Annotated in this window: 20 protein-coding genes; 10 read left to right on the top strand and 10 right to left on the bottom strand. The window is 63.0% G+C overall.

Annotated elements, in window-relative coordinates; all coding sequences use genetic code 11:
• Nucleotides 1-197 precede the first annotated feature (197 nt).
• The 5 genes from QM467_RS15305 (at nucleotide 198) to rpsI (ending at nucleotide 4890) form a co-directional block, all read left to right on the top strand.
• Nucleotides 198-1007 carry an RMD1 family protein gene (locus QM467_RS15305; RefSeq protein WP_283367207.1) on the top strand — a complete coding sequence of 270 codons (810 nt, stop codon included), beginning with the start codon at nucleotides 198-200 and terminating at the stop codon, nucleotides 1005-1007.
• Nucleotides 1008-1210: 203 nt separating this feature from the next.
• Nucleotides 1211-3085: an ABC transporter ATP-binding protein gene (locus tag QM467_RS15300; protein WP_283367206.1), complete on the top strand. Its 1875-nt coding sequence runs from the start codon at nucleotides 1211-1213 to the stop codon at nucleotides 3083-3085.
• A 233-nt stretch (nucleotides 3086-3318) separates the two neighbouring features.
• Nucleotides 3319-3771 carry a PaaI family thioesterase gene (locus tag QM467_RS15295; protein WP_283367205.1) on the top strand — a complete coding sequence of 151 codons (453 nt, stop codon included), beginning with the start codon at nucleotides 3319-3321 and terminating at the stop codon, nucleotides 3769-3771.
• A 166-nt stretch (nucleotides 3772-3937) separates the two neighbouring features.
• Entirely contained in the window at nucleotides 3938-4408 is a 471-nt protein-coding gene (rplM, locus tag QM467_RS15290) for a 50S ribosomal protein L13 (protein ID WP_283367204.1), read from the top strand.
• A gap of 2 nt (nucleotides 4409-4410) precedes the next feature.
• The gene (gene rpsI / locus QM467_RS15285; RefSeq protein ID WP_283367203.1) at nucleotides 4411-4890 is read left to right on the top strand and encodes a 30S ribosomal protein S9; all 480 of its coding nucleotides are present in this window, start codon (nucleotides 4411-4413) and stop codon (nucleotides 4888-4890) included.
• Nucleotides 4891-4948: 58 nt separating this feature from the next.
• On the opposite strand, the gene QM467_RS15280 is transcribed toward rpsI, so the two are convergent.
• A complete protein-coding gene (locus QM467_RS15280; RefSeq protein ID WP_283367202.1) occupies nucleotides 4949-5776 on the bottom strand; it encodes a hypothetical protein in 828 nt (275 codons plus the stop codon).
• A 240-nt stretch (nucleotides 5777-6016) separates the two neighbouring features.
• Here QM467_RS15280 and argC point away from each other — a divergent pair, with 240 nt between their 5' ends.
• On the top strand, nucleotides 6017-6946 hold the full coding sequence (argC, locus tag QM467_RS15275) for an N-acetyl-gamma-glutamyl-phosphate reductase (protein WP_283367201.1): 930 nt from the start codon (nucleotides 6017-6019) through the stop codon (nucleotides 6944-6946).
• Nucleotides 6947-7024: 78 nt separating this feature from the next.
• Here the strand turns inward: argC and QM467_RS15270 are convergent, their stop codons facing one another.
• Complete coding sequence (locus QM467_RS15270; protein ID WP_283367200.1) at nucleotides 7025-7609, bottom strand: hypothetical protein; 585 nt, start codon at nucleotides 7607-7609, stop codon at nucleotides 7025-7027.
• Nucleotides 7610-7848: 239 nt separating this feature from the next.
• Nucleotides 7849-10101 carry a class I poly(R)-hydroxyalkanoic acid synthase gene (phaC, locus tag QM467_RS15265; protein WP_283367199.1) on the bottom strand — a complete coding sequence of 751 codons (2253 nt, stop codon included), beginning with the start codon at nucleotides 10099-10101 and terminating at the stop codon, nucleotides 7849-7851.
• A 152-nt stretch (nucleotides 10102-10253) separates the two neighbouring features.
• Here phaC and QM467_RS15260 point away from each other — a divergent pair, with 152 nt between their 5' ends.
• The 3 genes from QM467_RS15260 to QM467_RS15250 all read left to right on the top strand — a co-directional run bounded on the left by QM467_RS15260 (nucleotide 10254) and on the right by QM467_RS15250 (nucleotide 13795).
• On the top strand, nucleotides 10254-10643 hold the full coding sequence (locus tag QM467_RS15260) for a hypothetical protein (protein WP_283367198.1): 390 nt from the start codon (nucleotides 10254-10256) through the stop codon (nucleotides 10641-10643).
• Nucleotides 10644-10742: 99 nt separating this feature from the next.
• Complete coding sequence (locus QM467_RS15255; protein WP_283367197.1) at nucleotides 10743-11960, top strand: LL-diaminopimelate aminotransferase; 1218 nt, start codon at nucleotides 10743-10745, stop codon at nucleotides 11958-11960.
• 146 nt (nucleotides 11961-12106) lie between these two features.
• Nucleotides 12107-13795 carry a methyl-accepting chemotaxis protein gene (locus QM467_RS15250; RefSeq protein WP_283367196.1) on the top strand — a complete coding sequence of 563 codons (1689 nt, stop codon included), beginning with the start codon at nucleotides 12107-12109 and terminating at the stop codon, nucleotides 13793-13795.
• Nucleotides 13796-13922: 127 nt separating this feature from the next.
• Here the strand turns inward: QM467_RS15250 and hisI are convergent, their stop codons facing one another.
• The 4 genes from hisI to QM467_RS15230 all read right to left on the bottom strand — a co-directional run bounded on the left by hisI (nucleotide 13923) and on the right by QM467_RS15230 (nucleotide 18131).
• The gene (gene hisI, locus QM467_RS15245; RefSeq protein ID WP_283367195.1) at nucleotides 13923-14339 is read right to left on the bottom strand and encodes a phosphoribosyl-AMP cyclohydrolase; all 417 of its coding nucleotides are present in this window, start codon (nucleotides 14337-14339) and stop codon (nucleotides 13923-13925) included.
• Between the two features lie 37 nt (nucleotides 14340-14376).
• Complete coding sequence (folE, locus tag QM467_RS15240) at nucleotides 14377-15003, bottom strand: GTP cyclohydrolase I FolE (protein WP_283367209.1); 627 nt, start codon at nucleotides 15001-15003, stop codon at nucleotides 14377-14379.
• A 338-nt stretch (nucleotides 15004-15341) separates the two neighbouring features.
• Entirely contained in the window at nucleotides 15342-17153 is a 1812-nt protein-coding gene (locus tag QM467_RS15235; protein ID WP_283367194.1) for an aminopeptidase P family protein, read from the bottom strand.
• Nucleotides 17154-17189: 36 nt separating this feature from the next.
• On the bottom strand, nucleotides 17190-18131 hold the full coding sequence (locus tag QM467_RS15230) for a 50S ribosomal protein L11 methyltransferase (protein WP_283367208.1): 942 nt from the start codon (nucleotides 18129-18131) through the stop codon (nucleotides 17190-17192).
• 109 nt (nucleotides 18132-18240) lie between these two features.
• Between QM467_RS15230 and QM467_RS15225 the strand changes: the two genes are divergently transcribed.
• Nucleotides 18241-18489 (top strand): hypothetical protein, encoded by a 249-nt coding sequence (locus tag QM467_RS15225; protein WP_283367193.1) that lies wholly within the window; start codon nucleotides 18241-18243, stop codon nucleotides 18487-18489.
• A 14-nt stretch (nucleotides 18490-18503) separates the two neighbouring features.
• On the opposite strand, the gene QM467_RS15220 is transcribed toward QM467_RS15225, so the two are convergent.
• From QM467_RS15220 to mgtA, 3 genes are all read right to left on the bottom strand, one after another.
• On the bottom strand, nucleotides 18504-18962 hold the full coding sequence (locus QM467_RS15220) for a Spy/CpxP family protein refolding chaperone (RefSeq protein ID WP_283367192.1): 459 nt from the start codon (nucleotides 18960-18962) through the stop codon (nucleotides 18504-18506).
• Nucleotides 18963-19060: 98 nt separating this feature from the next.
• Entirely contained in the window at nucleotides 19061-19879 is an 819-nt protein-coding gene (locus QM467_RS15215) for a hypothetical protein (protein WP_283367191.1), read from the bottom strand.
• Between the two features lie 92 nt (nucleotides 19880-19971).
• Nucleotides 19972-22626, bottom strand: coding sequence for a magnesium-translocating P-type ATPase (mgtA, locus tag QM467_RS15210; protein ID WP_283367190.1), 2655 nt, complete (start codon nucleotides 22624-22626; stop codon nucleotides 19972-19974).
• Nucleotides 22627-22772 lie beyond the last annotated feature (146 nt).

The raw sequence follows: 22772 nt of genomic DNA, 5'->3' as shown, positions 1-22772 counted from the left end.
AATGAAACGGGCGAAGGGATGCGGCGTGTGAGGCATGGCGGTGGGTGGTCCATCCGAAGGGAGGCGAGAGAGTCGCGGGGGCCAGCATAGTCGCGCGCCGCGCGGGGGCAAGCGGGGCGGGGCCGCGCAACGGGGCCGCGCGCGACATGCACGCGGGAAGGGGAGAAATTGTCGCAAATTTGGGCTAGAACGAGGCGATGAGCGACTCGCAACCCACCGTACCCGCCTTTCGGACGACGGCGCGCGCCCTCCTTCTCGGCGACCGCATCGACGTTGCCGGGCTTGAGCGGGCGGACGCCATTTCGACGTCGCCGCTGGCTTTTCATGTCGGCCAGAGCGGCAAGGTCGCTCTTTATCGCTTCGGCGTCGCCGTCATGGTCGGGCTGACGCCGCTGGAGGAGGAGGACGTGCTCGCCCGCCTCAAGGATCGGGTCGTTGGCGCCCGGTTGCGCAAGGAGGACGAGATCGCGGTCCTGCTGATCGGCGAGGCGGAAGACCGCATCGCGCCGGGCGGCCAGATCGCGCTGCGCGACCTGTCGAACGAGCGTTTTCTGGTCTTTTCCGACGCCCTTGCGAAGAGCGTGGCGCTGGGCCGCGACGAGCGCGAGGTCAATTCCGTGTTCGATAAGGTCGAGCCGCTCGCCAATGTGCTCGGCAAGCACGGGCGCCCAATGCGCGACCGCCGCGAAATGCTGCGGCTGATCGGGCAGGCGCTCGGCGTGCAGCATCGCGTTTCCGGCCGCGTCGCCGTCGAAGACAAGCCGGACGTGCTTTGGGACCGCCCCGACCTCGAAAGGCTCTATGCCCGCCTCGAGGACGAATATGAGCTGAAGGAGCGCGGTCAGACCTTGCAGCGCAAGCTTGACGTGATCGTCGAGACGGTCCGCGTCCTGACCGACATTATCGACGCCGACCGCTCCTCCTTCATGGAGGCGGCGATTGTCCTGATGATTCTGGCGGAACTGGGCTTGTCCCTGTTTCAGATCGTGTTTTTTCGCGGGCATTGAGCGGCTGGCGCTGGAAGCGCAGGCGATTCCAGCGAAAATCGCCCTCAACTTCGCCAAAGGCGGGCCGTGCCATTTTTGCCATGGCCAAGCTGTCGCTGTCGGCGCCTCGGCCTCGCCGCATTGACATGTGAACCAATCCCTTCCAGAGAAAGCGCTGATCGCGCGGACCCTCGGAAGGGGGCATCGGCGCGCGCGATCATCGCGTGCGTTCCCCGCGGCGGGAGCCGCAACAGCCGGATCGCAAGCCGAAGAAAGACCGACCATTGTTCTCCTACCTGATGAAGCCCTTCCGCAAGAGGTTTTTCACCGCGGGACAATTGCACCTGATCGAGCGGCTCATCCGCGAGCAGGGGTCGAAGCATTACAAGGGCTATATTTTCGCCTTCCTGATGATGGGCGTGATCGCGACGACCACAACTTTGTCCGCCTACATCATGAAGGACATCATCGACCGCATCTTCGTCGATCGCAGCATTCAGGCCATGTGGGCCATCGGCGGCGCGATCACGACGATCTATGTCGCCAAGGGCTTCGCCACCTATGGCCAGCAGGTGACCCTGTCGAAAATCGCGAACAACATCATCGCGGAATGTCAGTCCCGCATCTTCGACAAGATGCTGGCGATGGACGTGAGCTTCTACAACGCCCGCCATTCGACTGAATTTCTCGCCCGCCAGGCCTTCATCTCCCAATCGGCCGGCAATGCGCTCAATACGCTGATCACGGCGCTCGGTCGCGATATTCTGACCACGATCGGCCTCGCCTTCGCGATGTTCCATCAGGACCCGCTGCTGGCCTCGCTGGCGATCCTGATCATGCCCCTCGCCATTCTCGGCGTCCGCCGGCTTGGCAATCGCGCCCGCAAGGTGATGATGACCGAATTCCACGGCTTCGCCGCCATTCTGGAATCCTTGCAGGAGACCGCGCAGGGCATTCGCGTCGTCAAGTCCTTCACGCTTGAGCCTTTCATGCGCGAGCGGCAGCTGCGGGCGATCCAGAGTTTCGAGACGGCGGCGAATAAATTGTCGCGGGTGCAATCCCGCTCCAGCCCGCTGATGGAGACGCTCGCCGGCGTCGCCATCGCCATGGTCGTCGTCTATGGCGGCTATCGCGTCATTCACGCCGGCGCCCAGCCGGGAAATTTCTTCGCCTTCATCACCGCGCTGCTGCTGGCGACCGAGCCGGCCAAGCGCGTCGCCCGCCTGCATGTGGACATCAGTTCCTCGCTGCTGGGCGTCGGCATGCTCTATGAATTCCTCGACGAGCCGACTCCGGAATCCGAGCCGGCCAACATGCCGGAGCTGAAGATCACCGAAGGCCGGGTCGAATTCTCCGACGTCGAATTCTGCTATCGCGCCGGCGAAATGGTGCTCAACAAGCTCAATTTCATCGCCGAGCCGGGCCAGACCACCGCGCTGGTCGGCCGCTCCGGCGGCGGTAAGACCACCGCCATGAGCATGATCCTGCGGTTCTATGAGCCCACGGCGGGCAAGATCATCATCGACGGCCAGGACATCAGCGCCTTTTCGCGGCGCTCCCTGCGCAGCCAGATCGGCTATGTGGGGCAGGACACTTTCCTGTTCAAGGGCTCGGTTCGCGACAATATCGGCTTCGGCAGGCCGGGCGCGAGCGACGAGGAAATCGTCGCCGCCGCGAAGGCCGCCTTCGCTCACGACTTCATCATGGGCTTCGAGCGCGGCTATGATTCGCCGGTCGGCGAACAGGGCATGCAGCTCTCCGGCGGCCAGCGCCAGCGCATCTCCATCGCCCGCGCCTTCCTCAAGGACGCCCCGCTGATCCTGCTCGACGAGGCGACCTCGGCGCTGGATACGGAATCGGAGCGCGCGGTTCAGGAAGCGCTGAAGACGCTGTGCGCCGGACGCACGACCCTCGTGATCGCCCATCGCCTCACCACCGTCGCCAGCGCCGAGCGCATCTGCGTGATCGAGGGCGGCCGGGTGCTGGAATCTGGACGGCAGGACGAACTGCTGGCTCGGAACGGCGTTTACGCCCTGCTGTACCGGACGCAATTCGAGCGCAGCCTCGCCATGGCCTCTGCCGACGCCGCCGCGGAATGAGGCGACGTCGATAAAATATCGTTACAGAACAACTGATTGCGAGTCTGTTTGGATATTCTGGATCAGGGGGGCTCGAAAATAGATTGGATATCTTTTGTTAACCATTGAATTTAAATAATAATTTACCGAAAATTTGCCCGATGCGACCGCCCCGCGGCTGACCGTCATGGAAAAGCTCCGCGTTTTGGGCGATGCTCGCAACCCTTCTTTTTCCAATCTCCCGAGTCGCGCCCATGCCTAAATCCGCTCTGCCTCAGCCGGTGATGAGCGTCGCCGAGATCGAAACGCTTCTCGACGAAGCTTTTCCGCAATTGCACCATGGCGGGCGCACGGTCATGGTGGAGGCGGTTGGCCCCATGACCGCCCGCCTGCGGCTGATCGCGCATGAGCGCCACCTTCGTCCCGGCGGCACGGTGTCCGGCCCGGCCATGTTCACTTTGGCCGATGTCGGCATCTGGGTCGGAATCCTTGCCCATAACGGCCCGGAATCGCTGGCGGCCGTGACGACCAATCTCAACATCAATTTCCTGCGCAAGCCGCCCCATGGCGACGTCATCGTCGATTGCCGCCTGCTCAAGCTCGGCAAGAGGCTGGCGGTCGGCGAGGCGACGCTCTATTCCGAAGGCTCCGCGGAGCCGGTCGCCCATGCGGTCGGCACCTACGCCATCCCCGCCGCACGGAAATAAGGTATCTAAATACCCATCTCTGAAAACCTCTGCTTTTGCAGGCGGTTTGGCGTGCTGGGCCGGTTGACAAAGGGCGCGAGGGTCCGTACAAGCCCGCATCTTCCCGCCGGGGCCCGCCAGTCTGTCAAACTGGATATGCGTCCCGCGCCATATTGGAAACGAGAAAATGTACGGCAAGACCTATTCGGCCAAGGCCGCCGAAATCGAGAAGAAGTGGGTTTTGATCGACGCCAAGGGGCTCGTCGTCGGCCGCCTCGCCTCGATCATCGCGCTGCGTCTGCGCGGCAAGCACAAGGCGACTTTCACGCCCCACATGGACGATGGCGACAACATCATCGTCATCAATGCCGACAAGGTGGTCTTCACCGGCCGCAAGCGCGACCAGAAGGTCTATTTCCATCACACCGGCTTCCCGGGCGGCATCAAGGAGCGTTCGGCCAAGTTCATTCTGGATGGCCGCTTCCCCGAGCGCGTCGTCGAAAAGGCCGTGCAGCGGATGCTGCCGCGCGGCCCGCTCGGAACCAAGCAGCTCGGCAACCTCCGCGTCTACAAGGGCGCCGAACATCCTCATGCGGCTCAGAACCCGAGCGTTCTCGACGTCGCCGCCCTGAACTCCAAGAACTCGCGGAACGACTGATCATGGCCGAGACCCTTTCCTCCCTGCAGGACCTCAAGAGCGCCGGCGCCGCTCCGGCGCCGGAAGCTCCGGTCCATGTGCAAAAGCTCGACAAGTACGGCCGCGCCTACGCCACCGGCAAGCGCAAGAACGCCGTCGCCCGCGTCTGGATCAAGCCCGGCACGGGCAAGGTCACCGTCAACGGCCGCGAGCTGGACGTCTATTTCGCCCGTCCCGTGCTGCGCATGATTGTGCAGCAGCCGCTCGGCGTCGCCCAGCGCGATGGCCAGTATGACATCACCGTCACCGTCGCCGGCGGCGGTCTGTCCGGCCAGGCCGGCGCGGTGCGCCACGGCGTTTCCAAGGCGCTGACCTATTACGAGCCCGGCCTTCGCCCGGCTCTGAAGAAGGAAGGCTTCCTGACCCGCGACTCGCGCGTGGTCGAGCGCAAGAAGTACGGCAAGCGCAAGGCCCGCCGCAGCTTCCAGTTCTCGAAGCGCTGATCTTCACGATCATTTTGCGGAACGGCGGGCCAAAAGCCCGCCGTTTTGTTTTGAGCGTTTAATCCACTTTTGAAAAAGTGTTAACGATCGACTTAGATTGGTGAGCGATTATGTAATCGAAAAAAAGCATTGCTAATATCAGAGCGAGTCCAACTATAAACTGCGCTGGAATTAAATAAGAAAGTGATGTATTTCTAATATCTGTCTTTTTTTGATAATACCTCATAGCTGAGATGGCAAAAAACATAAATATATACAAATTAAACATCATCAGCAAAAAAGGGTGAGCTTTCCATAAAAACGTAAGGTAAGCTAAAAATCCGCTTATGCTTAAGCCATCATCTTCTTGTTCTGGCGATCTATCAATAATTTTTGTCTGAACAAATTTTCCATGCACTGAGTAGGCTGATGGACGGCTGTCCGTGTACAAAACAAAAATCTTGAACGCATCGTCCGGGTCAAATTCCGACGCGTTAAGCGTGAAGGCCCGCGAATTGTCAGTTGCCGTTTTAATATTGGATTTTGGAAAATTCGCATTTTGAATTGAAACGTCGATAATTTTAGCCTCGGAATCTAAAAGTTGAACTTGAAGCGGCTCCCTGATGCGGTCTGACGATGTAGTCCCAAGGATGAAATCGCCAGAGTTCCAAAAGCTAAACTCAAGGCCATAAATAGGCCCTTTCAGTTCCTCCCCCTTATTATTTGTTATTTTTATAGAGTTTTCAATTGGAGATGATTCAAATACTTTTACAGACTTGACGCTAAACGATATTTCTCCCGAGTTCTGCGACCAAAAATAAGTTAGCAATGAAACAAATATTCCAGCAATTATGCCGATTGCGCCGATCCAGTGATTATTCTTTTGCAGAAATTCGCTTGGTTGCATTTCCAGCCCAACGAGCTACGTGACAAAGTTAATTAATGTGACGTAGTGATCGCCAATTGGTCAAGCATAATTATTTGAAATAACGAAATAAGCTATTGTTGCTCTAGAATTGCATCGTTCCAAGTGGAACACTAAGCGTTTTTGTAATAGCATCATCAGGCATGGCTCCTTTTTGGTCGCCTCGTTGACAGCATTGGCGCTTTCGGGCACACGCCGTGCAAATTCCAAGGACGAGTTCATATGTCGCGTCTCGCTGAGCCCAGAAAAATCTTCATCGACGGCGAGGCCGGCACCACCGGCCTTCAGATCCGCGAAAAGCTCGCGGGGCGCACGGATGTCGAGATCGTCTCGATCGCGCCCGAGAAGCGCAAGGACGTCGCCGCCAAGGCGGATATTCTGCGCAACGTCGATCTGACCATTCTCTGCCTGCCCGACGCCGCGGCAATGGAGAGCGTGGCGCTGGTCGATTCGCTGGGGGCGGACGCTCCGCGCGTGCTCGACGCCTCGACCGCCCATCGCGTCGCGCCGGGCTGGACCTATGGCTTCGCGGAGCTCGCCGCCGGCCAGGAGGCGCAGATCGCGGCGGCGCATCGCGTCGCCAATCCGGGCTGCTACGCCACCGGGGCCATCGCCATTCTGCGTCCGCTGGTGGATGCGGGGCTGATCGACGCCGGCCAGCATCTCGCGATCAACGCCGTCTCCGGCTATTCCGGTGGCGGGCGCCAGATGATCGAGGATTACACGGCGGGCCGCGCCCCGGCTTATGAGCTTTACGCGCTCGGGCTGGAGCACAAGCATATCCCCGAGATCATGGCCTATGCGCATCTGCGCGCGCGGCCGCTATTCGTGCCCTCGGTCGGCAATTTCCTGCAAGGCATGCTGGTCAGTCTGCCGCTCAACCTCGAAGACCTGCCCGGCAAGCCCAACGCCGGCGACCTGGAAGCCGTCCTGGGGGATTATTACGCGGGCAGGATCCATGTTCGCGTTGTCGCCGCCGAGGCGAACGGCAAGCTGGAGCCGCAGGCGCTCAACGGCACCAATGATCTGGAGATTCGGGTTTTCGCCAATGAAGCGCGCCGCCAGGCCGTTGTCGTGGCGCGGCTGGACAATCTGGGCAAGGGCGCTTCTGGCGCGGCCGTGCAGAACCTGCAGCTGATGCTCGGGCTGTGAAATACAACGCCCTCGGGGCGACCCGAAGGCGTCGTCAAAAGCTCGAAAGCCCTCGGGGAAACCCGAGGGCTTTTTGCGTCAATCGACCGAGGCGGAGCCCCGCACGACGATGACCTGCCGCGGGCGGACGAAGCGCTCACGCACCGCGTGGTTGCCCTTGATATAAATGATTTTCGGGGGGCTCCACATGGGCGGCGGAACATTATAGCTCACGCCATAGCCGGTCGGCGTGTAGCTCGCGTCGCCATAGCCCTCCGGGTAGGCGGGATAGTCGGAGACGCCGTAAGGCGCTATCGGCATGGCGTAGGCGAAATCCCCGTTCGGGAAAGCGCCGCGGCCATGGAACGGGCCGTAAGGGCGGCGGGGATAGGCGTAGCCGAAATCATAGCCGAAGCGGCCATAGGCGCCGAAAAAGGTCGGGCGGGGACCATAAGCGCCCGGCCTGTAACCCATATGGGGACCCGGCCTGAAGCCCGGCCCCGGACCGGGACGAATGATGGTTGGGCCGGGGGCTGCGACGATCGCGCGTCCGGGGCCGATCATGCGGGGACCGCCAAAGCCCTGTCCGCGACCGACGACATGGCCGCCGGCGAAAACCGGCGTCGCGGCCAGAAGCAGCGCGCCAGCGCCGGCGAGACCGCATTTCCTGATGAATTGACCCATAATCGCACTCCTGTCCCGCTGTGAGACTGATCCCGGCGCCGCGCTGTCCCTTTGCGGATCATTTCGGGACCGGACCTGGCGTCTTGACCTCACTCGGCAAGAAGGGCGCCTGAATCGGGCGCATTTTCGGGACAACGCCGCGTGCGTCGCAAAGTTCGGCCGAGCCCTGCGGGAAAAACGGCAATTGGGCGGCCTAAGAAAAGCCCCGGCTGCGTTTAACGCGGCCGGGGCGGGGACTATCAGGATTTGACGCGGACATACTCGCCGGGCGCGTCGCCGAGCAGCGGGACCTTGCCGCCGCCGGGCTCCCGCGCAGGGACCTTTTCCGGCGACTGATTGGCGATCCACTGGATCCAGTCCACCCACCACGAGCCGGGATGCTCCTCGGCGTTGGCGACCCAGTCCTCATAGACGCCGGAAGGCCTCGGCCCGGTCCAGTATTGATATTTCAGCTTGGGTCCGGGCGGGTTGATGACGCCGGCGATATGGCCCGAGCCGCAGAGCACGTAGCGCATCTCGCCGCCGAACAATTTGGCGCCGTTGAACACCGAACGCGCGGGCGCGATATGATCTTCGCGGGCGGCGAGATTGTAGACCGGAACCTTTATCTTGCCGAGATCGAGCGTGACGCCGCCAAGGGTCATCTTCTTCCTGGCAAACTGGTTGTTGAGATAACAGTTGCGCAGATAGAAGGAGTGGTTGGCGCGCGGCATGCGCGTGGAATCGCTGTTCCACGCCAGCAGGTCGAAGGCCATCGGCTCGATGCCCTTGAGGTAGTTGTTCACGACATAGGACCAGATCATGTCGTTGGGCCGCAGCATGTTGAAGGCGTTGGCCATCGACCGGCTTTCGAGGAAGCCGGACATTTCCATTTCCGTTTCAATATTCTTGATGCGGTCCTCGTCGGCGAAGATCTTCAAATCGCCGGGATCGGAGAAATCGACCTGGGTGGTGAAGAAGGTCGCGCTGGAAATGCGGTCGTCGTCCTTCGCGGCCATATAGGCGAGGGTGGTGGCGGCAAGCGTGCCGCCGACGCAATAGCCGATGGACGTGACCTGCCGCTCGCCGGTGATCTTCTCGATCTGCCCCAGCGCCGCGAAAATGCCGTCCGTCATGTAGGAAAAGAAATCCTTGTCGGCGTGGCGCGCGTCGGGATTGACCCAGGAAATGCAGAACACCGTGAGGCCCTGGGCGACGGCCCAGCGGATGAAGCTCTTCTCGGCGTTGAGGTCGAGAATGTAGAACTTGTTGATCCACGGCGGGACGATCAGCAAGGGCCGCTTATAGACCTCCTCGGTCGTCGGGGCGTATTGCAGCAGCTCGATCAGATCGTTGCGGAACACCACCTTGCCGGGCGTGGTGGCCATGTTCTCGCCGAGCACGAATTTCTCGTTATTGGTCTGGCGGATCTTCAGATTGCCGCCGCCGGCCTCGATATCCTCGGCGAGCATCCGCATGCCGCGGGCGAGATTTTCGGCTTCCGCCGACCAGGTGGTGCGCAGCAGCTCCGGATTGGTGAGCAGGAAATTCGAAGGCGACACCGCGCCGGAGACCTGACGGAGATAAAAGGACGCCTTGTCATGGGTGACCTTGTCGAGCTCGGCGCCCTCGACCATGTTATTCGCCCATTCGCTCCCGATCAGATAGGCCTGGCGCAGGAAATCGAAATAGGGATTGTCGCGCCAGTCGGGCGAGGTGAATCGCTTGTCGCGAGGGTCGGTGGGAACATAGGGCTCCTTCACCTCGCCCGAGAGGCGGCGGAACGTGTTCGACCACAGGCCGAGCAGGTTGCTCGAAATGCTGGTCTGCGCCTCAATGGTGCGCTTGGGATCGGCGAGCCAGTATTCCGCGACCTTGCTGAAAGTCTTGAGGGCGTCGGTGAGCTCTTCCGAGATGTTCGGCTTGACCTTGCCTTCCTCGACCGGACGGATCATCGCCGCCAGCGCCTTGCCGCCATGCTCAAGGGCGATCGCGAAATTATCGGCCATGCGCTCGAAATTCGGGCCGCCGGCGCTTCCTGCCGGCTTGGCGGCGGGCCTCGGCGCGACTGGCGCAGCGGCGGGCGCGGGCGGAACGGCGGGCGCGGGCGGAACGGGAGCAGGAGCGGGAGCCGGCGCAGCAGCGGGCGCCGCTTCGACAGCTTCGGCCTTTGCGGTCGCCGTTTTTGCTGGCGCGGCCTTGGCGGGCGCGCTCTTTGGCTCGCTCTTGGGGGAAGCCCTTTTGGCCGCCGCGCTCTTGTCTGCCGCGCTCTTATTCGCCGCGCTCTTGGCTGAAGCGCTCTTGTCTGAAGCGCTCTTGGCGGGCGCTTTTGTCGCAGCGGTCTTGGCTTCGGCGGCCTGGCTTACGACCGGCTCCGCGACGGCGGCTTCCCCGTTCGCAGCCGCTTCGGCTGCCGCCGGCGGGGCCTTTTGGGTTGGCTCGGGCGCGGCCTTGCGCCGCGGCGCGGCCCTTTTAGCGGCGCTTTTGCGCTGAGCTTCCTGGCTGGCGGTCATGACGTTTCCTCTTTTTGAACCGGGGCTTGCGTTTCAACGCGCCCTCGTCCCGTTTCCGACATAATAAGACTTTATGCGACAGTTTCAGCAATGATCCGATGGAAGCACTTCCTTAGGATGATGTGCTCCGGACTTGACGAAAGCTAGGGAAAATGAAGGCCAAAATCGCTGAAAAACGCCTTCGCGGATGCACAAAACTGGCGCTCGCCATCGCTATGGCGACGCTGGTCGCCGCGGGCGAGGCGCGCGCCCAGCAGAACCCCGTTCGCGCCCTGACCAATGTCCTCGGCTGGACCAAGGATACGGACGAGGGGCCCGAATTCGTCCAGCAGACGCGCCCCGATCTCAAGGAACTTGGTTTTTCGCATGTCACTGGCGTAGACAAGCCGCGAGTCGCGGTCAAGACTCCGGCCGAGCTTGAGGCCGACAAAGCCGCTCTCATGGCCGAGCGCGGCAAGGCGGATGCCGCCCGCAAGAAGCTGCAGGCGGAAATAGTCGAGCCCGTCGCGCCCAACAGGCCGCCGCCGATCAAAGACGAATAGTTTTGGCCAGAAAAACGACTGACATTGAGCCGGCGCGCGTGCTAATCAGCGCGTTTCCCGGCGCAAAGCCGTTCAGATGATGTAACAAGGACGAGACGGATGAGCGATTTTTATCGCGTGCGGCGCCTGCCGCCTTATGTATTCGAACAGGTCAATCGTCTGAAGGCCAAGGCCCGCGCCGGCGGCGCCGACATCATCGATCTCGGCATGGGCAATCCGGACCTGCCGACGCCGCGCCATATCATCGACAAGCTGGTCGAGACGGCGGGCAAGCCGCGCACCGACCGTTATTCCGCCTCCAAGGGCATCGCCGGCCTGCGCCGCGCCCAGGCCAGCTATTACGAACGCCGATTCGGCGTGAAGCTCAATCCCGACAGCCAGGTCGTCGCCACGCTCGGCTCCAAGGAAGGCTTCGCGAATATGGCCCAGGCCATCACCGCGCCGGGCGATGTGGTTCTGGTGCCAAATCCGTCCTATCCGATTCACGCCTTCGGCTTCCTCATGGCGGGCGGCGTGATCCGCTCCGTGCCGATCGAGCCGAACGAGGAATTCTTCCGCGCCGCCGAACGCGCCGTGATGCATTCGATCCCCAAGCCGATCGCGATCGTGGTGTGCTATCCCTCGAATCCGACTGCGATGGTCGCCTCGCTGGATTTCTACCGCGACCTCGTGCTGTTCGCGAAGAAGCACGACATTTATATTCTCTCCGACCTCGCCTATGCCGAAGTCTATTTCGACGAAAATCCGCCCCCGTCGGTGCTGCAGGTGCCGGGCGCGATCGACATTTGCGTCGAGTTCACCTCGATGTCCAAGACCTTCTCGATGGCCGGCTGGCGCATCGGCTTCGCCGTCGGCAACGAGCGCCTGCTCTCGGCGCTGGCGCGGGTGAAGTCCTATCTCGATTACGGCGCCTATACGCCGATCCAGGTCGCGGCGGCGGCGGCGCTGAACGGTCCGGAGGACTGCATCCATGAAATGCGCTCCGTCTACCGGAAGCGCCGCGACGTGATGGTGGAGAGCTTCGCCCAGGCCGGCTGGAAGATACCGGCGCCCACGGCCTCCATGTTCGCCTGGGTGCCGGTGCCGGAGAAATTCCGTGCGCTGGGCAGCCTGGAGTTTTCCAAATTGCTGATCGAAAAGGCCGATGTCGCGGTCGCGCCTGGCATCGGCTTCGGCGAGCACGGCGACGATTACGTGCGTCTGGCGCTGGTCGAGAACGAGCAGCGCATCCGTCAGGCGGCGCGCGGCATCCGCCGCTTCTTCGACGGCGCCGACGATTCCCTGCACAATTTGATCGAGGCCAAGGCGCGCGCCTGAGGCGATCTGGACTCGGCCGCGCCTGAGGCGCGGCCGTTGAGGCGACGCCAGTCTCGCGCAAGTCGAATCGGTCCAGCCTGAGCCTGTGCTCCTTTCGCCTCCGGGCGGAAGGAAGATGCGCATGATTGGCTTCAGGGACGGTCGCTGTGCCCAAATTCGAATTTCACCTCACATTGACCCGCCGCGTCTGGGCTTTGGCCGCGCTGGCGCTCGCCACCATGGCCTTGGGGTCCGGGGTCGCCCTTTATCGGTTTCATGGCGCGGCAATGGACCTGCGCCGCGCGGAATTGCGCAGCGAAGTCGAGATCGCGGCGGACTGGCTGAAAGGCGCCGTCCCGGCGGATTCCGCTGACAAGCCGGTGGCGATTCGTGCCGCGCTTGAGCGATTGCGACCGGTGCGATTCGGCGAAAACGGTTATTTTTTCGCAGTTTCGTTCGATGGGGTTTCCATGTTGTCGCCGACGGCGGCGCAGGTCGAGGGAACCAGTCTGCTCGAGATGCGCGACAGCGCGGGCGGGTTGCCGTTCGCAACCATGGTCTCGACTGCGCGCAATGCGGGGGCGGCGGCGGTGGATTATCTCTGGCCTAAGCCCGGCGCCAGCGTTCCGCGCGAAAAGGCCTCCTATGCGAAGGCTATCCCGGAACTCGGCCTGCTGGTCGGCTCCGGCATGTATCTCGACGACAGCTTCGGGCGTCTGATCGACATTGCGACCGCGCTGGCGCTGGCGGTCGCGCCTCTGCTGCTGCTGTTCGTCGGCGCGGCTTATTATATCGGCCGCACAATTTCGCAGCGCCTGAAAGGATTGACCTCGGCCCTGAACGCCATGGCGCGCGGCGACATTGACGTGGCGCCGCCGGGGCTCGAACTTCACGACGAATTGGGTGAAATGGCGCGGGCGGTCGAGGCGATCAAGCAGGGCTTGCGCAGGTCGGCCGAGGAGCAAGGCGCCGAGCGCCGCGAGCAGCGCGAGGCCGCTGACCGCGCGCGAAGCGAAGCCATGCGCGCGCTGGCGCAGAAATTCGAGACCGCGGTCGGCGGAGTCGTCGAGGGCGTCACGGCGTCGACCCACAAGCTGGAAAGCTTTGCGCGCTCACTGGTGCAGGAGGCGCGTTATTCCGGCGAACAGGCCGATATCGGCTCAAGGGCCGCCGAGGTCGCCTCGCAGAACGTGTTGTCGGTCGCTTCGGCCGCGGAGCAGCTGAGCTTTTCCGTCGAGGAAATCGGCGCCAGCGCTTCGCGTTCGCGCGAATTGTCGGAGGACGCCGCCCGCGAGGCGGAATCGACGCGCGCCCGCATGGGCGAACTGGTCGCGGCGATCGACCATATTGGCGGAGTCGTCGCGATGATCGCCAGCATCGCCCAACGCACCAACATGCTGGGGCTCAACGCCACGATCGAGGCGGCGCGGGCGGGAGAGCAGGGGCGCGGCTTCGCGGTGGTGGCGCAGGAGGTCAAATCGCTGGCGGAGCAGACCGCGCGCGCGACCTCGGGCGTCGCCGGGCAGATCGCCGAGATCCAGCGCGCCTCGCAGGACGCCAGTTCCTGCATCGGGGCGATGGCCCACGCCACCCATGAAGTCAGCGCCATCGCCTCGACGATTGCCGTGTCGGTTGGCTCGCAAGGCGAAGCCACGCGCGAGATCGCGCAGAATGTGCAGGACGCGTCCGGGCGAACCGGGGAACTGGCGCAAGTGATCGAAGAAGTGCGCGCGGCCTCACGGCAATCGGGCGATTCCGCCGAGCAGGTGCTGCAATCGGCGACGGGCCTGTCGCGGCAGATCGAAAGCCTGCGCCACGAATGCGACAGCTTTCTGTCTCAAGTCCGCGCGGCATAGCGCATAAAAAGCCGGGGCGGCTCAATCTCAATATCAAGTCTCACAGGTGAAAACCTGTGAGACTTGATTAGGAGCGAATGCGACGCCGAGCTTATGCGAGGGATTCCTTGACCGCGATGAGTCGCGGTCAAGGAGAATTGGCGTCAGCAAAAGTCAGGCGGACGCCATCCGGGGTCGAGGTCACGCTGCGATAGAAGCAGGATTTGCGCCCCGTATGGCAGGCCTTGCCGTCGCCGCCCGCGTTGACGCGCAAAAGCAGCGCGTCCTGATCGCAATCGACGCGCATCTCCACGACCTTCTGAACCTGGCCGGAGGTGTCGCCCTTGCGCCAAAGTTCGTTGCGGGAGCGCGACCAGTAATGCGCGACGCCCGTCTCGATCGTCTTTTCCAGCGCCAGCGCATTCATATAGGCGAGCATCAGGATCTCGCCGGTCGCGGCTTCCACCGTCACGCAGACGATGAGGCCGTGGGCGTCGAATTTCGGCGTGAAGGACGCGCCCTCCTCAAGAATTTTCTTGTCGGCGGCGGGAGGCGAAAAAGGCATGGGAGCACTCGTCTGAGGCGCGGCGGCGGGTGAAATGTCAGCGCCGGTCGCGCACCAGACTCAGGAAGCGGGCCTGTTCGGCCGGGTCGGACTTGAACGGGCCGGAAAACTGCAGGGTCACGGTGAGGGCGCCGGGCTTGCGCACGCCGCGCATCGACATGCACATATGCTCGGCTTCGATCAGCACCGCCGCGCCGCGCGAATGAAGGCGGGCGTCGAGCGCCGCGAGAATCTGCGCGGTCATGGTCTCCTGCGTCTGCAGGCGGCGGGCATAGACGTCCACGAGGCGCCCGAGCTTGGACAAGCCGAATACGCCGCCATCGGGATAATAGGCGATATGGGCCTTGCCGAAGAACGGCGCCATGTGGTGCTCGCAATGCGAGAAGAAGGGAATGTCCCGAACCAGCACCATTTCGCCATAGCCCGAGACGTCCTCGAAGACCGTGTCGAGAATGGACGCCGGGTCCTGCTGGTAGCCGGCGAAAATTTCCTCATAGGCCCGCGCCACGCGCGCCGGCGTGTCGCGCAGGCCCTCGCGGGCCGGATTGTCGCCTGCCCAGGCGAGCAGGGTGGCCACGGCGGCTTCGGCCTCCGCGCGGCTGGGGCGCCGGATCGCGGGCGCCGTCAGGGCGGCGAGTTTCGGCTTGGCCGCGGATTTCTTCATCAGGTTTCTTTTGGGGGGCTCTTTGGCGTCCTCTCCAGACGCGCGCGACCGCGGCTTGGACTCGAACTGCGCCTTGGACGGCGCCTTGGACTCGAACCCCGCCTTGGACGGCGCCTTGGACTCGGACGGAGCCTTGGCGGCGGCGCGCTTGCGCGGCCGTGACAAAGCCGGATGCACCAGATCGTCCAACAAAATCTCCCGGGTGATGGGCTGGCGGAGGCGGGGCCCTGCCGCGCGAGGAAAGACGCGACGCCGCCATTTTCAACGCCCCTGAGGGTCCGAAAGTGCCGCGCACACAACCAATATAGGCACTAGGACGCCGCTTTCCAGCGGTCAAATCAAATCCGTCCGGTCGCTTTCTTCAGCCAGGCGCGTTCCGCCTTGTCGAGATGCGGCGACAGCGCCGCGCGCACGCGGGAATGATAGGCGTTGAGCCAGGACTTCTCCTCGGGCGCCAGCAGTTTCGATTCAATCAGGCGGAGGTCGATCGGGACGAGCGTGAGCGTCTCGAAGCCGAGCATGTCGCGCTCGCCGCCGGGGATTTCGCGCGTCTCGACCGCGACGAGATTCTCGATGCGGATGCCGAAAGCGCCTTCGCGGTAATAGCCCGGCTCGTTGGAGAGGATCATGCCCGGCTCCAGAGCCACGCCGCCAAGTTTGGAAATACGCTGCGGGCCTTCATGCACCGAGAGATAGGAGCCGACGCCATGCCCGACGCCGTGGTCGAAATCGAGTCCGGCCTCCCAGAGCGGGCGACGGGCGAAACCGTCGATCTGGGCGCCGCTGGTTCCTTTCGGGAAGACGGCGCGGGCGATGGCGATATGGCCCTTGAGCACCAGCGTGTTGGCGCGTTGCGCCGCCTTGCCGGGGGCGCCGACCGCGAGGGTGCGGGTGACGTCGGTGGTGCCGTCGAGATATTGTGCGCCGGAATCGACCAGATAGACGCCCTTGCCGATGCGGATGTCGGATTTCTCCGTCACCCGGTAATGCGGCAGCGCGGCGTGGGGACCTGCGGCTGATATGGTCGGGAAGGAAATGTCGCGCAGTTCCCCGCTCTCGCGGCGGAAGGTTTCGAGCGCCTGCGCCGCCGCGATCTCGGTAAGGCGGCCACGGGCGGCGGCCTTGTCGAACCAGCACAGGAAACGCGCCATGGCGACGCCGTCGCGCAAATGGGCGGCGCGCGCGCCTTCCAGCTCCGCCGCGTTCTTGCGCGCTTTCATCAAGGCGATGGGGTCGCTTCCGATCTCCGCCTGGCCGCCCGCTTCGGTGAAGATCCTGGTCAGGCGGCTCGGCGCCGTTCCGGCGTCGAACAATACGGAAAGTTTTTTCGCGCCCAGCTCCGCCAGCGCCTCGGGCAGGGCGGCGGGCGACGCCAGTTCCGCCAGCTTTTCAAGCGCGCCTGACGTGCGGGACGTGAGCTTGTCCGCCTCCAGAAAGAGGCGCGGCTTGCCCTCGCGCGGAATGAGCGCATAGCCCAGCGCGATCGGCGTATGGGCGACGTCGGACCCACGAAGGTTGAAGGCCCAGGCCAGAGCATGGGGGTCGCTGACCAAAAGTGCGTCACTGGTCAGGGCGGCGGCGATCCGCTCCAGCTTTTTCGCGGCGGCCTCGCCGGCATATTTGGGCGGATGCAGGACAATGCGGCCCTGCGGCTGCGCCGGCCGGTCGCTCCACAAGGCGTCGAACGGGTTTTCGGTCACAGCTTCAAGCTCGGCGCCGGCCTTTTTCGCCGCCGTCTCGAAACGGGCGAGCTGTCCATTGGTGTGCAGCCATGGATCGTAGCCGATCCTCGCGCCTTTCCTGGCGTTTTTCGCCAGCCAGTCCGCCGGCGAAATATCCGCCAGAGGCACGACGGTGAAAGCGGTGGAATCGACCTGCTCGCGCGCCTGGATTGTATAGCGTCCGTCGACGAAGAGCGCGGCCTTGTCGGCCAGCACGATCACGAAGCCGGCGCTGCCGGTGAAGCCGGCGAGCCAGGCGAGGCGCTCCTCGCAAGGCGCGACATATTCGTTCTGGTGAGCGTCGGCGCGCGGAACGAGGAAGCCGTCGAGCTTCATCGTCTTGAGCCGGGCGCGCAACATCTTGAGGCGGGGAGCGCCGAGCGAAGGATCGGCCGCGTCGTCGAAAGTCTGGAAATGGGAGTCGAACATGGTTTCAGGCTAACCCATTTCCAGCCGGGGCGAAACCTATCCGAGCCTTTGCGGCGACGCGCCGGAGCGCCGCAGCAGCAGGGTCGCCCAGCCCTCGATATCGCGACGGCGCCACAGCGAAAAGCCCTGCGCGCGATAGGCCGACAGCACGCCCGGAACGTCGCGCGCCAGCAGGCCGGACAGCACCAGCTCGGCATGGGGCGCGGCGATGCGCGCCAGCGACGGCGCGAGATGGCGCAAGGGCCTGGCCAGAATATTGGCGAGGATCAGGTCGTAGCGGCCGGGCCGGTCGAGCGCCGGATGGACGACACCCTTGGCGACGACGGGCCGGACCCATGCGCCGGCGTGGTTGAGCCGCGCGTTGGCGCCCGCCGCCGCGACCGCCTGGGCGTCGATGTCGCCAGCCGCGACTTTTTCGCGCAATGCCCGCGCTACCGCCATGGCGAGCACGCCGGTGCCGCTGCCGACGTCGATCACATGGCGCGGGCGCCGGCGCTTGAGAATTTCATCGATGAACAGGAGACAGCCGCGCGTGGTGCCGTGATGGCCGGTGCCAAAGGCGAGCGCCGCCTCGATCTCCAGCCCGATGTCATTGGCCTTGACGCTGGCGCGATCATGAGAGCCATGCACAAGGAAGCGCCCGGCGCGAACGGCGGAGAGGCCTTCGAGCGACGAGGCGATCCAGTCCTTCTGCTCGACACGGCCGAACTCGACTTTTTGCGCCAGCTCCTCGCCGACGGCGACAGCGATCAGGGCGCGGACATTGTCCTCGTCCGGCGCATGGCCGAAATAGACCTCCACCATCCAGGGCGTCGCGGCCCAGCTCGCCGTCGAGGATTTCTCCTCGAAGGCGGCGGCGGCGGTTTCGGCGGGGTCGAAGGTTTCGACCACCAGATCGGCGACGGTGCGGGCCTCGTCCTCGCTACATTTGAGACGCAGGACGAAAGCGGCGTTGTTGGGTGGCAATCCTTCGAGCATGGCGCGGGAGGTAACATGAGGCGCAATCCGAGTCGATGGACTTGACGAGCCGATGGACTTGCGCGTGGCCCGCGCTTCGCTAACCTGGCCGCTCAAGTTGGAGGCGTTCATGCGTTTGGTTGCCGCTGTCGCGATTCTGTTCGCTCTGGCCTTCCCTGCCGGGGCTGAGGACGCGAAGCCGGAAGAAAAGCCCGCGCCCTCCGAGGCGGTGCTCGCCTTTGGCGTAAGCCATCCCGAATGTCAGGAATGGACCGACGGCTGCGTCATCTGCGCGCGCGGCGTCGATGTCGTGAACTGCTCGACGCCCGGCATCGCCTGCCAGCCGGTCGAGACGGTCTGCAAGCGCCCGGCGAAATAGGAAAGTCGCGGCGTCTACATGCCGGGCCCACCCTTGAGAATTTCGTCAGCTTTTTTCTTCTGATCCTTCGACAACATCCCATAGAGCGGGCGAATCGCAGCCTCCATCGAGCGGATGGAGTCGAGTTGCTCGTTCAAACGCGCCTCCATCAGCTTCATTGAATCGAGAAGGTTCGCCGACGCCATTGTGCGGGCTTGTTCTTGCATGGCGAAACAGGAGGCAGTCTTTTTCTGTTTGTCGGTGCGGAATGTGTCCGCAAAAACATTCCATACTGGCGCTTGTTCTTCTGTTATGTTCAGTTCCGCTTTGATGAAGGCAAGTTGGCCTTCGACGTGCTGATCAGCCGCGCAAGCCATTGCCTGGTTTGCCGCCGCCGGATTGGCCTGCCGAGGCAAGCCGGCATCCTGCGCCATGGCTAAGCCGCCAACCGACAGAATGGCCAGGAGCGCGATGCCTGCTCTGTGAAGCTTCATCCTTTTTCCTCTTGATTTTACGGTCGCCTAATCAGCCTCAACTAACTTGGGGCGCCAGAGAATTTTCTGTCCGGAGCGAAAAAATCGACGTAGCGGCCTCACCAAAGCGCGACCGCTGGATTGGCGTAGCTGGCGGAGGTGTATGTCGGCGCGGAAACGGTCGGGCAAATACAGATTGCGCATGCGTAGGTTCGAGGCGCAGCTCTGCGAGCGGGATAACGGTAGCCGTAGGCATAGTCGGGCTCCCAATGATAAGTATATCTATAAACGGGAAACGTATACCAATAACTATAGACTGGATAACCATAGTAAGCGTAGAATGGATAGCCATAGTTGTAATATGGATAGCCATAAGCGTAAAATGGATATCCAAAGCCATAATAGGGATCGAGCGGATAGCCGGAGGCCAAAGCCGAATACCAGAGAGCGCCTCCGGCCAGTCCCAGGCCCAAGGCAAGACCAGCGCCAGCTCCATATCCCCAACCCCAGCCGGAATAGCCGCCCCAACCGGGGTACCCACCGCGCCAGCCGGAATTGTAAAAGCCGGGAGCGCCGACCAGTCCATTCGTGAAATTGCCATTGCGGACCGCGGCGCCCGCTATGCCTGCGCGGCTCTGAAACCCGGAGAGATTGCCGCGCGCCACGCCGCCATAGGCCCGCGCGCCGACGCTTCTGCCAGCGAAGCCGCCCCGGTATCCGCCGAATCCCCTGCCGCCGAAGCCTCCATGCGCGCCGCCGAAACCGCCGAACCCGCCGCCATGGAAGCCCCTTCCCCCAAAGCCGCCGCCATGGAAGCCTCGCCCGCCAAAGCCGCCGAATCCGGCGGCGCTCGCCGCGGTCGGATAGGCCAACCCAACCGTCAGGCTGAGGGCGGTGGTGGAAAGGAAGCCGAGAATGCGTTTCATTGGCCGGTTCATGATCCCCTCATCGCCGCAGACTTGGGGGCATGTAAGGCGAGAAAAAACAGGCTTTTTCATGATGACGCGGGTCTGAACGCAATTGGCGCGGCTCAAATGCCCCATTTTCGGACGAACCAGGCCTTCACCAGATGGGTCAGGACCGCATAGCAAAGCAGGATGAGCGCGACCAGCGGCCAGTAGAGGCCGGGCAAAGGCGTGAAGCCGAGCAGGGCGCCGAGCCAGCTATAGGGTAGCCAAATTCCCACCACGCAAATGATCAGGGAAGTGGCCAGCAGGGCCGGGCTGGCGTGGCTCTCGATGAAGGGAATCTTGCTGGTGCGGATGATGTGGATGATGAGGGTCTGGGTGAGCAGGGACTCGACGAACCAGCCGGTCTGGAACAGGGCCGGATTGGTCCAGGCGCCGAAGACGAACAGCATCATGCCATAGGTGACATAGTCGAAGATCGAGCTGATCGGCCCGATGAACAGCATGAACTTGACGATATTGCCGATCTCCCAGCGGCGCGGCGCGACCAGATATTCCTCATCGACATTGTCGGTCGGGATGGTGGTCTGGGAGAAATCATAGAGCAGGTTGTTGGTGAGTACCTGGATTGGCGCCATCGGCAGGAAGGGCAGGAAGATGCTCGCGCCCAGCACGCTGAACATATTGCCGAAATTCGAGCTGGCGCCCATTTTGATATATTTGACGATATTGGCGAAAATCTTCCGCCCTTCGATCACGCCCTTCTGCAGAACGAGAAGATTCTTTTCGAGCAGGATAATGTCGGCGGATTCCTTGGCGATGTCCACCGCGGTATCCACCGAAATGCCGACATCGGCGGCCTTCAGCGCCGGGCTGTCGTTGATGCCGTCGCCCAGAAAGCCGACAACATGGCCCCGGGCGTGATGCGCCTGGATGACGCGCTCCTTCTGGGCGGGCGTCAGCTTGACGAAGACGCATGTGTGGCCCGCGACCTCGGCGAGGTCCGGGTCGCTCAGCCTGTCGATGGCCGCGCCGGAGAGAATTTCGCCGGGATCGAGTCCGACCTCCCGGCAGATCTTGCGGGTGATGATCTCATTGTCGCCGGTGAGCACTTTCACCTTCACGCCGCGATCGGCCAGGGCGGCGATGGCCTCGCGCGCCGATTCCTTTGGTGGATCCAGGAAGGCGATATAGCCGAGCAGGGTCAGGCCGGATTCGTCGGCGATGGAATAGGTCGTCCTGGACGGAGCCATTTCCTTGTAGGCGACAGCGACGACGCGGAAGCCGTCGGCGTTGAGCTCGATCGTTTCCTTCTGCGCCGTCTCCAAATGGCTCGGGTCGAGCGGGCCCGTCTCGCCGTCCACTTCATAGCGATTTGACACGGCGAAAATTTCTTCCACTGCGCCCTTGCAGATCAGAATGTGCTTGCCGGCGTCCTTGTCGGCTCCCTGACGCTCGACCACGACCGAAAGCCGCCGCCGGGTGAAATCGAAGGGAATTTCATCGAGTTTCTTGCAGCCGCCGTCGATGCCGAGCTTCTCGCGCATGTCGACATGGTCGAGTACGGCGCGGTCGAGCAGGTTGCGCAGGCCAGACTGAAAATGGCTGTTCAGATAGGCGTATTGCAGCACCTTCTCGGAATCGTTGCCGTGAATGTCGAGGTGGCGCTTGAGGATGATGCGGTCCTGCGTCAGCGTGCCGGTCTTGTCGGTGCACAGAACGTCCATCGCGCCGAAATTCTGAATGGCGTGGAGGCGCTTGACGATCACCTTCTCGCGCGCCATCGCCATTGCGCCCTTGGCCAGATTGACCGTCACGATCATCGGCAGCATTTCCGGCGTCAGGCCGACGGCGACCGCGACGGCGAACAACAGCGCTTCGAGCCAGTCATGCTTGGTCAGGCCGTTGATCAGGAAGACGGCGGGAGCCATGACGGCGATGAAGCGCACCATCAGCCAGGTGAATTTATCGATGCCAAGGTCGAAGGCCGTCGGCGCCCGCCGTCCGGCGATCTCGTCGGCCAAGGCTCCGAAAAAGGTCGCGCCGCCCGTGCGCAGGACCAGCCCTGTCGCATAGCCGGACACGACATTGGCGCCCATGAAGCAGATGTTCGGCAGGTCGAAGGGGTCGCCGCCGGCGCCGGCGCCGGCGAATCGTTCGACCGGCATGGCTTCGCCAGTCAGGGCGGATTGGTTGATGAAGAGATCCTTCGCGGTCAGGAGACGCAGATCGGCGGGAATCATGTCGCCCGCCGAGAGCCGCACGATATCGCCGGGAACGAGCTGCTCCATCGGGATCTCAGCGAAAGGGTCTTCGGGAGGAGGCTGTTGCGGCGCGCTGGCCTTGCGGAGCGCGCTGGCGGTGGTGTGGACCATAGCCCTGAGCCGCGCGGCGGCCTCGTTGGAGCGATGTTCCTGGATGAAGGCGGTGAAGATCGCGAGGACGACCATGAAGCCGATGACGACCGCCGCCCGCACGTCGCCGAGAAAATAGGACACGACCGCCAGCGTCCCAAGCAGGGCGTTCAGCGGATTGCGCGCCCGCTGCCAGATTTCCTCGAAAATCGTGAGCTTGCGCTCGCGTGTGACGCGATTGGGGCCGAATTTCTTGAGACGAACCGCCACCTCGTCAGCGGTGAGGCCCTCGGCCGACGACGAAAGCCGGGCGCAAACCACGTCGGCGGCGAGGCTGCTGAATTCGAGCAAGGCCGCGTCGGCCTTGACGTGGGGAGGCCGGGGCGATTGGTGCGGACTCGCCGCGCCGCGCAAATCATTCATCGCATGCTCCGCAAGGCCGCTTCGGCATGATCTTGGCATAATCATGCAACGAAATGATCGCCTTGATCCGAATCCGCGCCGTTTCAGGCAATATTTCCGAGGACAGGTCGATCGATCGGACAGCGCCGACCTCGCGCCGGTTCACG

The organism is Rhodoblastus sp. 17X3, from assembly GCF_030056575.1.
In the GTDB taxonomy this organism is placed as follows: Bacteria; Pseudomonadota; Alphaproteobacteria; order Rhizobiales; family Beijerinckiaceae; genus Rhodoblastus.
Note: the sequence above shows the minus strand (reverse complement) of the source record. Positions and strands in the feature narration are given on the sequence as shown.